Origin of the sequence: Falsiphaeobacter marinintestinus (assembly GCF_007923355.1) — a bacterium.
GTDB classification, from domain to species: domain Bacteria; phylum Pseudomonadota; class Alphaproteobacteria; order Rhodobacterales; family Rhodobacteraceae; genus Phaeobacter_A; species Phaeobacter_A marinintestinus.
In genome coordinates, this window is the sequence record NZ_VOGO01000003.1 from 24,928 (window position 1) to 39,360 (window position 14,433).

The 14,433-nt window shown below is 59.8% G+C and carries 12 protein-coding genes; 6 read left to right on the forward strand and 6 right to left on the reverse strand.

Going from position 1 to position 14,433, the window contains the following annotated elements; translation table 11 throughout:
• Positions 1–10: 10 nt before the first annotated feature.
• Positions 11–478, reverse strand: a complete 468-nt coding sequence (locus FOY56_RS07325; protein ID WP_146345192.1) for a YbaK/EbsC family protein — start codon at positions 476–478, stop codon at positions 11–13.
• Between the two features lie 74 nt (positions 479–552).
• Here FOY56_RS07325 and FOY56_RS07330 point away from each other — a divergent pair, with 74 nt between their 5' ends.
• The 5 genes from FOY56_RS07330 (at position 553) to FOY56_RS07350 (ending at position 6,308) form a co-directional block, all read left to right on the forward strand.
• The gene (locus FOY56_RS07330) at positions 553–3,342 is read left to right on the forward strand and encodes a [protein-PII] uridylyltransferase family protein (RefSeq protein WP_146345193.1); all 2,790 of its coding nucleotides are present in this window, start codon (positions 553–555) and stop codon (positions 3,340–3,342) included.
• Positions 3,332–3,604, forward strand: a complete 273-nt coding sequence (locus FOY56_RS07335; RefSeq protein ID WP_146345194.1) for a hypothetical protein — start codon at positions 3,332–3,334, stop codon at positions 3,602–3,604. The genes FOY56_RS07330 and FOY56_RS07335 overlap by 11 nt, the downstream gene beginning before the upstream one ends.
• Positions 3,605–3,759: 155 nt before the next feature.
• On the forward strand, positions 3,760–4,515 hold the full coding sequence (locus FOY56_RS07340; RefSeq protein WP_146345195.1) for a DUF6778 family protein: 756 nt from the start codon (positions 3,760–3,762) through the stop codon (positions 4,513–4,515).
• A gap of 39 nt (positions 4,516–4,554) precedes the next feature.
• Entirely contained in the window at positions 4,555–5,766 is a 1,212-nt protein-coding gene (locus FOY56_RS07345) for an RSP_2647 family RNA methyltransferase (protein WP_146345196.1), read from the forward strand.
• A complete protein-coding gene (locus tag FOY56_RS07350; protein WP_146345197.1) occupies positions 5,763–6,308 on the forward strand; it encodes an RSP_2648 family PIN domain-containing protein in 546 nt (181 codons plus the stop codon). Before FOY56_RS07345 ends, FOY56_RS07350 begins: the two co-directional genes overlap by 4 nt.
• A gap of 8 nt (positions 6,309–6,316) precedes the next feature.
• Here FOY56_RS07350 and FOY56_RS07355 read toward each other — a convergent pair whose 3' ends face one another.
• The 3 genes from FOY56_RS07355 to FOY56_RS07365 all read right to left on the reverse strand — a co-directional run bounded on the left by FOY56_RS07355 (position 6,317) and on the right by FOY56_RS07365 (position 10,974).
• Entirely contained in the window at positions 6,317–7,006 is a 690-nt protein-coding gene (locus FOY56_RS07355; protein WP_146345198.1) for a M48 family metallopeptidase, read from the reverse strand.
• A 102-nt stretch (positions 7,007–7,108) separates the two neighbouring features.
• Positions 7,109–9,004: a DUF3604 domain-containing protein gene (locus FOY56_RS07360; RefSeq protein ID WP_146345199.1), complete on the reverse strand. Its 1,896-nt coding sequence runs from the start codon at positions 9,002–9,004 to the stop codon at positions 7,109–7,111.
• Between the two features lie 56 nt (positions 9,005–9,060).
• Positions 9,061–10,974 carry a DUF3604 domain-containing protein gene (locus tag FOY56_RS07365; protein WP_146345200.1) on the reverse strand — a complete coding sequence of 638 codons (1,914 nt, stop codon included), beginning with the start codon at positions 10,972–10,974 and terminating at the stop codon, positions 9,061–9,063.
• 226 nt (positions 10,975–11,200) lie between these two features.
• On the opposite strand from FOY56_RS07365, the gene FOY56_RS07370 reads away from it, so the two are divergent.
• Positions 11,201–12,967, forward strand: a complete 1,767-nt coding sequence (locus FOY56_RS07370) for an adenylate/guanylate cyclase domain-containing protein (RefSeq protein WP_146345201.1) — start codon at positions 11,201–11,203, stop codon at positions 12,965–12,967.
• A gap of 107 nt (positions 12,968–13,074) precedes the next feature.
• Here the strand turns inward: FOY56_RS07370 and FOY56_RS07375 are convergent, their stop codons facing one another.
• Positions 13,075–14,259 (reverse strand): vWA domain-containing protein, encoded by a 1,185-nt coding sequence (locus FOY56_RS07375; RefSeq protein WP_146345202.1) that lies wholly within the window; start codon positions 14,257–14,259, stop codon positions 13,075–13,077.
• 3 nt (positions 14,260–14,262) lie between these two features.
• The gene (locus FOY56_RS07380) at positions 14,263–14,430 is read right to left on the reverse strand and encodes an apolipoprotein acyltransferase (RefSeq protein ID WP_146345203.1); all 168 of its coding nucleotides are present in this window, start codon (positions 14,428–14,430) and stop codon (positions 14,263–14,265) included.
• Between the last annotated feature and the right edge of the window lie 3 nt (positions 14,431–14,433).

Here is a 14,433-nt window from a genome sequence, read left to right on the forward strand (position 1 = left end):
TTTTTCGTTTTTACTGTTTGAAATCAGAGACCTGCGCTTTGGAAATATCTTTCAGAAAGGTTGGATTGACCGGAAAAACATGGTTTGGCGTGCCTGCAGCGGCCCAAATCGTATCAAAATCGCTCAAACGGGCATCCATAAAGCAGCGGATCGGGGTCAAATGGCCCACGGGCGACACCCCACCAATGGCGAAGCCGGTTTGTGCGCGAACCAATGCTGCATCCGCCTTGCCCAGCGGTTCACCGGCCAAAACGCTGGCTTTGTCCGGATCGACCTGATTGCCGCCTGCGGTCAGAAACAGGATCGCGCGGCCGGACACGTCGCCGCGAAAGACAATCGACTTGACGATCTGGTCAATGTCACATCCTACGGCGGCTGCCGCATCGGCAGCGGTGCGTGACCCTTGGGTTTCCTTGATCTCGGGTGTCACCCCGGCGGCTTCCAAAGCGGCGCGGACGCGTTTCAGGCTTTTGCTCATATCGGGAATGTCGCGCTGTCCCCGCGCGAATTCAACCCATTGACGTCCCCCTTGGGCAGTCGCACGTTGCGAACATGTCCAATGCTCTGACCATCACCCGCCTGCCGCGCCCGTTTGACCCAGCTTTAGGGGCCGAAACGCGGGCATCCATCCCCGACCTGTCCGACGACCACGCGGCCTTGATCGAAGGCGTTGGCGGGTCCAGCCCCTATCTGAACGGGTTGATCGCGCGCGAAGCCGATTGGCTGGTGGGGGCCTTGGATGATCCTGATGCCAGGGTGGCGGATCTGTTTGATACTGTCCGGTCTCTGGCGCCGGATCAGTTGCCGGTCGGGTTGCGACAGGGCAAACGACGTTTGGCGCTGATAACGGCCTTGGCGGATCTTGCTGGCGCCTGGCCTTTGGAGAAGGTCACCGGATTGCTGACAGAGTACGGCGGTCTGGCCTGCGATGTGGCGCTTAAATCCGAGATTGCCAAGTTGATAAAGCGCAAGAAACTGCCGGGCATGACCGAAGACGACATCGAAACAGCTGGCGGGATGACCGTGCTTGCGATGGGCAAGATGGGCGCGTACGAGCTGAATTACAGCTCGGACATTGATCTGATTTGCCTGTTCGACGAAACCCGGTTTAATCCCGACGATTATTTCGAGGCGCGTCAGGGCATGACCCGGGCCACACGCCACATGAGTGCGCTGCTGAACGACCGGACTGCGGAAGGGTATGTTTTTCGCACCGACCTGCGCCTGCGGCCTGACCCGGCAGTGACCCCGGTTTGCATGGCGATGGCAGCGGCTGAAACCTATTACGAAAGCCTTGGTCGCACGTGGGAGCGTGCCGCGTATATCAAGGCGCGGCCCTGCGCCGGGGATATCGAGGCAGGCACGCGGTTCCTGCGCACCTTACGGCCTTTCGTCTGGCGGCGACATCTGGATTTTGCAGCCATACAGGATGCGCATGACATGCGTCTGCGCATTCGCGAGAACAAGGGCGGGCACGGGCCGGTTGTCGTGCCGGGGCATGACATGAAACTGGGGCGCGGCGGCATTCGCGAGATCGAGTTTTTCACCCAGACCCGCCAGTTGATCGCCGGGGGTCGCGATCGTGACCTGCGGGTTCGGGGCACTGTCGAAGGCTTAGAGGCGCTGACTGCCAAGGGCTGGGTCGCGGAAGATGTCTCGACCGTTCTGGTCGAGCATTACCGCGCCCATCGCACCGTCGAACACCGCATCCAGATGGTGAATGACGCGCAGACCCACAAGATGCCGACCACGGACGACGGGATCGAGCGCGTTGCTTGTTTGATGGGGATCGACCGGGCCACGCTGATCGGGGATGTGAAACGGCGACTGGTGGAAGTGCACGATCTGACCGAAGACTTCTTTGCCCCCGACGCCGCCCCAACGGAGCTGGTCGATGCTCCGGAATTTGATACCGACATCATCAGCCGCTGGACCAACTATCCCGCGCTCAGAACCGAGCGGGCCCGGCATATTTTCCACCGCCTGAAACCCGATCTTTTGGCCCGTCTTGCGCGTACCGCAAAACCCGAGGAGGCTTTGCTGGCGCTGGACGGGTTCCTGGCCGGATTGCCAGCCGGTGTGCAGCTTTTGTCGCTGTTCGAAGCGAACCCGCAACTGGTTGATCTGCTGATTGATATTGTCGGCACATCGCCCGAACTGGCGGGATTCCTGTCGCGCAACTCGGGTGTGTTCGACGCTGTGATCGGCGGGGATTTCTTTGCCAAATGGCCGGGCGAAGCGGCCTTGCGGGCCGATCTGGCGGACACTCTGGCCGGTGAAACCGATTACGAAGCGCAACTGGATACGGCGCGGCGCTGGATGAAAGAATGGCATTTCCGGATCGGAGTTCATCATTTGCGCGGCTTGATCGATGCTGGGCAGGCCGGAGAGGAATACGCCGGGCTGGCTGGTGCTGTGATCTCGGCGATGACGCCGGTTGTCATTGACCAGTTCGCCCGCAAACACGGTGCCCCTCCGGGGCGTGGGGTTGCCGTCGTTGGCATGGGGTCGCTTGGGGCAGGGCGGATCAATGCGCAGTCCGATCTGGATATCATCGTGATCTATGATCCGGGCGATGCTGACAGTTCGGACGGGCCGCGACCGCTGGCGGCGCGACCGTATTATGCGCGTCTCACGCAGGCTCTGATCACGGCGCTGACGGCCCCGATGAGCCAGGGCAAGCTTTACGAGGTCGACATGCGCCTGCGCCCGTCGGGAAGTCAGGGACCGGTGGCGACCAGTTGGGCAAGCTTTACCAATTACCAACGCACCGAAGCCTGGACATGGGAGCATCTGGCCCTGACCCGTGCCCGGGTTGTCGCGGGCGATGATGGTCTGGCCGGGGATGTCGAAGCGTTTCGGCAAGAGGTTTTGGCCGCCCCCAAAGACCGGGGCAAGCTGTTGGGCGATGTGGCCGATATGCGAGACCGCATCGCGGCGGCCAAGGCGCCGGATGGCGTGTGGGACGCAAAGATCGGGCCGGGCCGGATGCAGGATATCGAACTGTTGTCACAAGCGGGCGCGCTTTTGGCAGGGTCTGCGTCGCACAGTGTGGCGGGTGGTCTTCTGGCCGGGGTCGACTGTGGCTGGCTGGACGCCGGGGCCGCAGCAGACCTCACAGACATCTATGACTTGTTCTGGTCGGTGCAAACGGCGGGCAAGCTGATCTCGGGCAAAGGGATCGATGCCGGTCGTATCGGAGATGGCGGGGTTGACTTCCTGTGCCGAAGTACCGGCTATGACAGCGTCGAAGACTTGCAGGCAGCGCTTGAGCAAGGCTATGACCGGGCGGCGGTTTTGATCGCCAGTGCACTCACGACGGAGGACTGCGATGAAGGGTGACATGCCGGAAGACCACAAGGGTCTGATCCGCGAAGCGTATCGCATTGACGGCATCACAGCCGAAGAATGTCGCAGTATTTTCCTGGACTGGGCGCTGAGCCTGTCGGCTGAACATGACACCGCAAGCTCGATCACCGCGCTGATCGACCGATACGCGCCGGATGCGCCCGATCACCCAATGACGACTGTATTGCGCGATGGAACCGAAAGCATGACGAAACCGCGCCGCCGGGGCGGCTGGAAATCACGCCCGCGACCATGATGTGCTGCGCTGCAGATAAGTCACACGAGGCTGCCCAAAGGCCCGAAATCTTCAAATCGCGCTAAGTTTGTCCCAATTTTGCCCTAATTCGGCAGCATCCCTTGTTCCAAACCAAGGGCGAATTCCGTTTCGCCGCGTGTTCAAGGAGAAGCGTTATGAAATTCGCAGGACTGATGTTGGCAATGGGTGTTGGGCTAAGCTTGTCGGCGTGTGCCACGATTGATGTTCCAACCCGGAATATGCCGTTCGAAGCCCTTCCGACCGGGGCCACTGCTGCACCGGCTGGATACCAGTCCAGCCAGACCGCTGACCAGATACCGGCCCAGCAGGCTGCCGTTGTGGCATCGACACAGCGTGAGGGCGGCGGTCAGTTGACATCACAGCTTGTGGTGGGGCAGGCGCCGGTGACCATCGATGCCGTCAGTGTCCGCGTGCCGCGCTCGCTGAAAGTATCCGAACGCAACAGTTATCTGCCGTTTGGTGACATTGTCTGGCGCGGAGACCCGATGGGGGACCGTCACGCTCAGGTTGCCAAAATCATGCAGGATGCCCTGACACAGGGCGTAGCACCGCTGAACGGACCGATTCATGCGAACCTCGAAGTTCAGGTCAACCGCTTTCATGCCCTGACTGAAAAGGCGCGTTATTCAACAGGTGGCGTGCATTCGATCAGTTTCGACATGGTTCTGACCGACCCCAAGACCGGCGAAATCCTGATGCCCGTGCGTACGGTGGATGCCGACTTGCAAGCCTTTGGTGGGCAAGAGGCGCTGGAAGCCGAAGCGCGTGGCCTGACCCAGAAGGTGCGGATCAACGCTTACGTGGCCGAGGTCATCCGGCAGGAACTGACCAACCCCGAAGGGTATCAGAATGCATCGCTGGGCCTGATCCAGTGGGCCAACCGTCTCTGAGCCCTTTTTTCTAGCGAACAATCCCAGTAAGAGGGCGCTATGACAGCGCCCTCTTCGTCGTTTGATCGACCCCGTGTTCGCCTTAAGCCCAAAGCCAACGCCCGTGCCATCCGGCACGGCGCGCCCTGGGTTTATGACAATGAAATCGTAAGTGATCGCCGCACCAAGGCGATTGCCCCCGGCAGTCTGGCCGTACTGGAGGACGAGGCACGTTCGCCTTTGGGTCTGGTGGCAGTGAACCCGAACTCGCGCATTTTTTGCCGGATGCTGGACCGGGATCCTGATGCGGTGGTGGACAAGGACTGGTTTGCGCAGCGCCTGTCGCGGGCGCTGGCTTTGCGCGAACAGCTGTTTGATGCGCCGTTTTATCGTCTGATCCATGCCGAAGGCGATGCATTGCCGGGCGTGATCATCGACCGTTTCGGCGACACTTGCGTGGTTCAGCCCAATGCGGCCTGGGCCGAAACCCATCTGGACGCCCTGAGCGAGGCTTTGGCCGAGGTGACCGGGGTGTCTACGATTTTGAAGAACGCCAGTGGCAGGACCCGCGCATTAGAGGGACTGGACGATGCCTCGGACGTGTTGCGCGGTGACTTGCCAACGGCTCCGGTGGCCGTGCCGATGAACGGCGCGACCTATATGGCCGATCTGACAGGCGGGCAGAAGACCGGGCTGTTTTATGATCAGCGCCCCAATCATGCCTTCGCTGCGCGGCTTGTCGCCCCCGGCGCGCGGGTTCTAGACGTGTTTTCGCATGTCGGTGGCTTCGCTTTGGCGATGCTGGCGGCCGGTGGCGGAAGTGCATTGGCCGTGGATGGCTCTGCGGCGGCTCTGTCGTTGGCCGAAAATGGCGCACGTGAAAGCGGTGTTGGCGACGTGTTTTCGATCCGGCAGGGCGATGCGTTCGAAGTGATGACCGCCCTTGTTGACGAAGGCGCGCAGTTTGACGTGGTGATTTGTGATCCGCCCGCATTCGCGCCTTCGAAACAAGCCTTGGACCCCGGGTTGCGCGCTTATGAGCGTGTGGCGCGGCTGGCGGCTTCGCTGGTGGCCGAGGGCGGATATCTGGGGCTGTGTTCGTGTTCGCACGCGGCAGATCTGGGCAAATTCCGCACCGCATGCAATCGCGGTATCGGGCGGGCCGGGCGCAGCGCGCAGCTGTTGCATACCGGATCAGCCGGGCCGGATCATCCGCAACTGCCGCAACTGGCGGAAACCGGGTACCTCAAGGCGCTGTTTTACCGGCTGTGAGACTTGTCCTGGATACCTGCGTCCTGTTTCCAACGGTTATGCGCGAAGTCCTGTTGGGCGCGGCGCGGCTGGGACATTTCACGCCGCTCTGGTCTGAGCGGATTTTGGAAGAATGGGCGCGGGCATCTCTCAAGCTGGGGCCGACCGGCGAGGCGCAGGCGCGCGCCGAGATTGCCTTGTTGCGCGCGGCATGGCCAGATGCGGAACGGCCCGCAGCGCCGGGCATCGAGGCGCGGTTGTGGTTGCCGGACACAGGTGATCTGCATGTGCTGGCGGTGGCCGTTGCAGCGTCTGCGGATGCGATCCTGACGGTGAACCGGCAGGATTTCCCAAAGAACATTCTGGCCGAAGAAGGGCTGGACCGGCTTGAGCCGGATGGCTTCCTGTTCAGTCTTTGGCAGAAGGATCCCCAAGGTTTGGGCTTGGTCGGACAGTCTGTGCTGGCAGAAGCCAACCGGCTGTCCGGGCAGACCTGGGAGATGCGCGGATTGATGAAGAAAGCGCGATTGCCACGCCTTGGTAAGGCATTGGCGCAAAGCTGAGCCGCGGTTTAAGTCACGCTGTTCCAGCGCGTTTCAAGCTTTTCGAGCGCAGCGATCCTGTCATCGGTTTTGGGGTGGCTCATCAACCACGCAGGCGCAACGCCAGCGCGGGCCTGGGTCAGGTCCTCAAGCTTGGAAAACAGGGTCTTTTGGGGATCGGTGCCGATACCGGCTTTGGTTAGCAACGCGGCCGCGTATTCATCAGCCTCGTATTCATCGGATCGTGACAGGCCTGCGGCCAGCATCATGGTGACCAAATTGGCAATCCAGACGCCGACAAACGGGATAAAACGGCCCAAGACCAAAGCAAGCGCGGTGCGAAGAGCGTTCTGGCCGGAAAAATCGATCATCCGCTTGCGCGCGTGGCCCAAGGCAACGTGGCCCAGTTCATGCGCGATGACGCTGGTCAGTTCTTCTCCGGTGACCTCGCCGTTCTGGTATTTGCGATAGAACCCACGGGTGATGAAGATCCGCCCATCCGGGGCCGCGAGGCCGTTGACCGGATCAATCTCGTACACATAGACGGGAATCCGGGCCACCCCGAGCGCTGCGGCCAAGCGATCCGTCAGGGCTTTCAAACGCGGATCCGCCAGTTCGGTGGATTGCATGTCCAGCGACCGATGCGTGCGCCAGACCGAAAACCGGTACATGACGAAGGCATAGACGACGGCCAAAAGGATGGGCGTGAACTTGAGCATGTTACAGATATGGGGCCGATGGCCCGGCCCGACAAGCGGATATGCCTGGGGCGGGCCGGGGATTTGGGTATTTGGAAACAAGAAAGAAGCGAAAAACGCATTTTATCCTTTGGGCATGTACCAGATCGGCGAGGTATAGGCGCGTTCCTGCACCGTCATGGGGACCTCGGGATCCATGGTGACACCGAACCGTTTCGCTTCATATGCTGTCCAGCGCGGGGTGGGGATTTCGATCACGCGGGCATAGTAGAAGGCCGGCAGCGCAGGGTCGAAATCGGGATCCTGCCAGTAGGACAGCAGCTCGGGCGCGCCGATGCTGTTGGTCCATGTGGCGTTGGGCACGTCGACCGTGTTGCCGACAGCAGGAAGCTTGCCGTTGGCATCCGGCGCGCGGTCGCCGGACCAGCTTACATCGTAAACCTTTTCGTCGCGCGTTCCGTCAGCGTTGACCCAGCCTTTGACGATCTGGATGCGGTCGAGATTACCCGAATAGGCATCCTTGAGGGCGGCGGTCAGGAAGGTCGGAGCACCCTCGCCACGCGCGGCTGGCAGGTCACCGCCCATCGGAACACCCTTGGCATAACCGATATCAGCGGGCAGGCGCGAGGCCGCGTCTTCGGGTGCGAAATCCCAGCCGCCGAAAAAGCGCACGGTCATGCGCGGGCCGGTGGTGGCATAGACTTCGCGGCGATAAAACGCGTCCCAGATCGCTTCGCGGGTGTTTTCGGTGGCCCAGACCCCGGCATAGCCACCGGCGGCCTGTTTCCAGCCATAGATGGTGAATTCGGGGTTTGGCGCTTCGATCACCATATGTTCCCAGCGGTTCGGTTCAGGTTCGACGCCAGAGTGCTTGCCAAAAAAGTTCTCTTCTTCCGCCGTGGCCATACCGGTATGAGAGTCGGTTGAGCCGATCAGGCCGACCTTGAACGGGTTCACGCCCAAGTCCTGTTCGATCTCAAGCCCGAGTTTCAGCGCCTCGCGCGCGTATTCATGTGGCAGCATCTCGGGTGTTTTGGCGACGGTTCCGTTCAGGTTGGCGGCGTCCCAGGTGTCAAAATCGGCGAATTCGTCATCGGGGGAGAGCATCGGATGTGCCTCGCCGTCGCCTTTGATCTGGGTGGCTTCATAGACCTTTTCGAACCGGGCACGCAGGGCGGCGAGTTCGGGGTCAAGGGGCGAGCCGTCGAAATTGGTGGTGGCAAACATGCGCCCGTTTGACAGGTTGCCGTTATGAGCGATGGCCATGATGTCGCCGCCGCTGCGGTCTTCGTAGTCGGCCAGATAGGCCCAGAGATCTTCCGGATTTTTGCTGTCAAATTGCGAAAACGGAAGCACCATGTTGGCCAGATCGGCATCATCGCGGAACAGGATGTTTCGGTGAATGTTATCGGCGCCGATCGAGGTCCATTCAAACCCGATGATAGCGGAAAAACTGCCGGGGTCGTTATAGCGTTCGGCCAGCGCGGTATACTCCTGCCACGCACTTTTGGTGGCTTTGGGGTTGTCGATGGGCGGCACGTCACCGGAGAGGGAGGCCACGATCTCCATCGCTGTGTCAAAGGCAACCTGAGGATCACCGCTGGTCAGCTTGTCGTGCCATTCCTTGCCGGTGGGATTGGACAGGATGTCCTGATTGCCTGCCAGAAGCTGGGGCATCAGCCCGTACATTTCAGCGTGATCGGCGATCACCAGCCAGTCCAGAGGGCGGGACAGTTTGGCCCTGAGCCCGTGCGTGGTGGTGACTTCTTCGCCCCGGGCAAAGCGATAGGCGTCTTCCTGGCTGAGGCGGGTCATGGTGCCGGCATCGACCGACACTTCGGTGTGCAGGTGCGTATCGCCCCACAAGACGCGGGTCGGGAAGGCGCGCCCGGCGTAGGGTGAAAAGTGATCGGCCTGGAATTTCGTGGCCGTGTGTTCGGGCGACGGCAGCATGTCCTGAGCCAGCGCAGGGGTGGCGAGACCGGCCAGAAGTGCAATCAGCGAAGGTGTACGGGTCATTTGAGTGCTCCAACTTTGGGGTTGGGGCAGGGCCGTCAGGCGGCCCCGCCGAATTGTCAGGGCTTGTACCAGATCGGCGAGGTATAGGCGCGTTCCTGTCCGATCAGGACAGCGTCTTCGGGCAGCTCGGCACCCAGACGGATCTTGTCGTAGAGAACCCAACGCGGGGTCGGGATTTCGATCACGCGGGCATAATAGAATGCCTGCTGTGCCGGGTCGAAATCAGGATCAGCCCAGACCGTGGCCAGTTCGGACGCGCCGATCGTGTTGGTGTAATTGGCGGCCTCGATATCGACGGTGCTGCCCACGGGGGGCAGTTTGCCGCCGTCGCGCGGCGTGCGGTCATCTGACCACGCAACATCATAGACTTTTTCGTGCAACTCGCCGGCGTCATCAATCCAGCCTTTGACGATCTGAATGCGGTCCAGGTTGGCTCCGATTGGGTCGCGCAGGGCGTAAACCATGAAGGTTGGCGCATCGCTGGTTGCAGGGCGCATGTCGCCGCCCATGGGAACGCCTTTTTCATAGCCGCGGAAGGCAGGTTGGCGCGAACGCAGGTCGTTGTCGTCAAAGTCCCATCCGCCAAAGAAGCGCACCGCCATGCGGGGGCCAGTGGTGGCGTAAACCTCGCGCCGCACCATCGCGTCCCACAGCGATGCGCGCGTGTTATCTTCGGCCCAGACACCGGTATAGCCAGAGGCCACAAGCGACCAGCCCGGGAAAATACCGTTTTCGGTTTCGGTGAACGGATGCGTGGCGCGGGTGGTTGACGGTTCGGCATTTGTGGCTTTGCCGAAATAGTTGTCGCTGTCGGCTGTGGAGAGCGACGTGTGGCTGTCGGTGGCACCGGAGAAGCCAAACTTATAGGGGTTCACGCCGAACTTCTTTTCCAGCATGAAGCCTTGTTTCAAGGCTTCGCGGGCATATTCACGCTGCAGCATGTCGTCGGTTTTAGCTGAGCTCAGATCAAGGTTGCCAGCGTCCCATGTTTCATAGTCGGCAAATTCGTCGTCGGGGCTGAGGCGCGGGTGGGTTTCGCCATCGCCCTTGATCTGGGTGATTTCATACAACGGCTCCCATTTGGCGCGGGCTTTGACATAGGCCTCATCGACCGGATCGCCGGTGAACCGGGTTTCGGTCGGGAACATGATGCCGTTGGACAGGTTGCCGTTATGGGCCAGCGCAAAGACTTGTCCGCCTGTCTTGGCCTCGTAATCTTCGAGCCAATTGTAGAAATCCATCGGATCATTGCTGCCAACAGGCGGTTGGGTGACCATTGGTTGCATCTGCAACGCTTTATCGGCGTCGTCGCGATAGATCACGTTGCGATGCAGGTTGTTGCCTTTTTCAAGCGAGGTCCATTCGTACCCGATAAACGCTGTGAAGCGACCGGGTTCGTTGTATTTCTCGACCGTGTTGACGATATCATCCCAGACCGAGGCATAGATGGGCGAACCGGGCGAGTAATCGACAATCAGGGCTTCGTCCATCGTGCCCTGCGAGAAGTTGGTGATCAGGTCCAGCGCGGCTGCGGCTGATGCGTCGCCACCCTGTTGGATGGCTTCGCTCCAGCGTTTGCCCTGTTCGCTGGCCAGGATATTCGGCGCGCCTTTTTGCAGATCAAAGATCATGCCCATACCGTCTGAATGTTCGGTCAGGACCAGCCAGTCCAGCGGGCGGGCCAGCTTGATCGGCTGGCCGGATGCGCTTTCGACTTCTTCACCGCGGGCCAGCTGAAAGGCGGTATCGGGACCGGTCGAGTTGCCGAACAACCCCGCATCCATGGAATACCCTGTGTGCAGGTGGGTATCGCCCCAGAACACCTGACTGGGGAAACTGCGCTGCGCATAGGGAGAATAGGCCTTGCCCGGATACAGCCCTTGCAGGGATTCCGGCGAGGGTTTGAACTGGGCAGTGGCAGGCACGGCGAGCGTTGTCAGGGCAAAGGCAAACAGGGAATGGCGGAACATCGGAAACCCTTTCGAATCAGGACTTGTGAAGCTATCGAACCAGTGTCGCACAAGCACGCGAACTCGAGAAAATGTATCTTTGATACCGCCATTTACCGCATGTTCTCGCGCCGGCCAGGATCGGTTCTGAGCTCGGTTGGCCTGGTGACGGGGGTCTGACACGTTCAACTGCTGCTGGTACCGGCTACCTTGTCTTGTTAGGCTTGATGAAACTGGAGAAGCCTAGATGGAACGCCGCCTTGCCGCGATAGTTGCTGCCGACGTAGTTGGATACAGCCGCATGATACGGCTGGACGAAACCGGCACGCTGGCTGCGCTGCGAACCGCGCGGGCAGATGTGGTTGACCCTGCCATCGCAGAAAACCGTGGCCGGATCGTGAAGCTGATGGGGGATGGCATACTTGTCGAATTTGCCAGCGCTGTCGATGCCGTGACCTGCGCCGTCATCGTTCAACGGACGATGTTGGGCTGGAACAGTGACCGGCCCGAGGATCGCCGCCTCACGTTTCGCGTGGGCATCAATCTTGGCGATGTGGTGATAGATGGTGGTGATATTCACGGTGACGGAGTGAATGTGGCGGCCCGACTTGAATCTCTGGCAGCACCCGGCTCGGTTTGTGTTTCGAGCGCTGTGTATGATCAGGTCCGGGACCGGCTTGATCTGAGTTTTGATGATCTTGGCGGGCAGGAGTTGAAGAATATCGACCGACCAGTTCAGGTATGGCAATGGACCGACGGCGTCGAGGCGCTTCAAACTCTGCCCGAAGACGTCGTACTGCAACTGCCGGAAAAGCCGTCCATCGCGGTGCTTCCCTTTGACAACATGTCGGGTGATCCCGAACAGGAGTATTTTGCCGACGGTATCGCCGAGGACGTGATCACAGCCCTTTCCCGGCACAGTGATCTGTTTGTTATTGCCCGGAACAGCAGTTTTACATACCGCGGCAAGGCGGTGGACATTCGCATGGTCGGCAAGGATCTGGGGGTGCGGTTTGTTCTGGAAGGCAGCGTCAGGCGCGCAGGGGACCGCGTGCGTATCACTGCGCAGTTGATTGAAGCCGCGACCGGAAATCACGTCTGGGCGGAACGTTATGATGGCCCGGTTGATGACATTTTCGACGTGCAGGACGAAATCACGATGAATGTTGCCGGGGCCGTCGGGAGCGAAATCCGGGCCGCCGATGTCAGGGCATCTGCCGAAAAACGATTTGAGGATCTTCAGTCCTGGGAACGCCTGATGAAGGCGTATTGGCATATCTACCGTTACAATCCCGACGATAACGCCAAAGGGCAGGCGATTTGCCGGGCTGAAATTCAGGCCACGGGTGGAAGCGCTGCAATTCATTCGGCCGTGGTTATGGCTTGTATGTTCGAGTTGCTCTGGGGGCTGGGAAACCGGTCGCCAATGGACGTCATCAAAGATGGAACGCAGGCCGCCCATGCTGCAATTGCGCTGGATCCCAACAACGAAGGCGCGCATGCCAATCTGAGCCTGCTGTTATGGGCAAGCGGCGACCATGACGGGGCCGTTCGGGAAGCCACGACTGCCGTCAATCTCAGTCCGCACAGTTTTGTATGTCATCTGTCGATGGGAATGGCGCTGGCTTTTTCCGGTCCCGAGCATTGTGATTCCGCATTGGAACACCTGAAGATGGCCGCCCGTCTGGGGCCGCGCGACATAAATATCGATTGGGTTTACGCCCCGATGTCGGTTGTTGCGTTTCAATCCGGGAGTTACAGCGACGCAATTAACTATGCGCATTTCGCGATACGTCAAAACCCTGGCAATGGATCCGCTTACAGGTTCCTTGCGGCTTCACTGGCCCGCGATGGTCAATTGGATCAAGCAAAAACCACATGGGCTCGTGCCTGGGAGATCCAACCACTGGACATGACTGGATACGTGTCATCCCTGCATCGGATGTACAAACGCGGGCAGGATGCCGAGAACATGATCGACGCGATGCGACTGGCCGGTGCGGCGTTGCCTTAGATCCTGACCGGGGAAACCCGGCCCATTTTTTGACATATGTCGCACCTGCCAGGGGGAGCCTTGCGGAACCGGACTCTTTCTTCTGGCTGTCGGAAAGGCCGCGCAAGTCAGCGCGTGAGTTCGCGCATGCCTTTTTCCAAGCCCTGCAGGGTCATCGGCACCATCCGGTCGTCAAAAATTTCGCGGATCATGCTGATCGAATGGGTGTATTCCCAGTATTTCTGGGGCACCGGATTGATCCACAGATTCGACGCCCATTGTTCGCGTGCGCGGCCCAGCCAGACCTGACCGGATTCGGCGTTCCAATGTTCGTTGGCACCACCGGGATAGGCAATTTCGTAAGGTGACATCGAAGCGTCACCGACAAAGATACACTTATAGTCGGACCCATAGGTGCGCAGGACTTCATCCATCGGCAACTGCTGGTCCCAGCGGCGGCGGTTGTCGCGCCACACGCCTTCATAGAGGCAGTTGTGGAAATAGAAGTATTCGAGGTGCTTGAACTCGGTCCGGGCGGCGGAAAACAGCTCTTCCACAACCTTGATATGCGGATCCATCGACCCGCCAACATCCAGAAACAGCAGCACTTTGACAGCGTTGTGCCGTTCAGGGCGGGTTTTCACGTCGAGATAGCCGTTTTCGGCTGTGGAACGGATTGTACCGTCCAGATCAAGTTCTTCCTGCGCGCCTTCGCGGACCCAGCGGCGCAGACGTTTCAGCGCCACCTTGATATTGCGGGTGCCCAGTTCGACCGTGTCATCGAAATTCTTGAATTCGCGTTTGTCCCAGACTTTGACCGCGCTTTTGTTGCGGCTTTCTTTCTGGCCGATGCGGACCCCTTCGGGGTTGTACCCATAAGCCCCAAAGGGCGAGGTTCCGGCGGTGCCGATCCATTTGCTGCCGCCCTGATGCCGGCCTTCTTGTTCTTCCAGACGTTTTTTCAACGTCTCCATCAGCTTGTCAAAGCCACCCATGGCTTCGATTTCGGCCTTTTCTTCGGCGCTGAGGTGCTTTTCGGCCATCTTGCGCAGCCATTCTTCGGGAATATCGACAGCTTCCAGCACGGCTTCGGCGCTGATTGCTTCAAGCCCTTTGAAGGTCGCCCCGAAGGCGCGGTCAAACTTGTCGATGTTGCGTTCGTCTTTCACCATTGCCGTGCGGGCGAGGTAATAGAACGCTTCCACGTCATAAGTCGACAAGCCCACCTTCATGCCTTCGAGAAATGTCAGATATTCGCGCAAAGACACCGGAACGCCGGATTTGCGCAGATTCTCGAAGAAGGGAAGGAACATGGCTTATACTGCTGCGCGGTGGATCATGATTGTTGCTAGCATTCCAACAATGCCAAAAGCAATCGCATAGACCGCCGCGTACTGCGCAATATCCGCCGGTTTGCCGTTACGTTTTTTCGCCGTCAGCGCGCCGAGTATGGCGCCAGCCAGCACCGCAAAAATGACAATCATGTT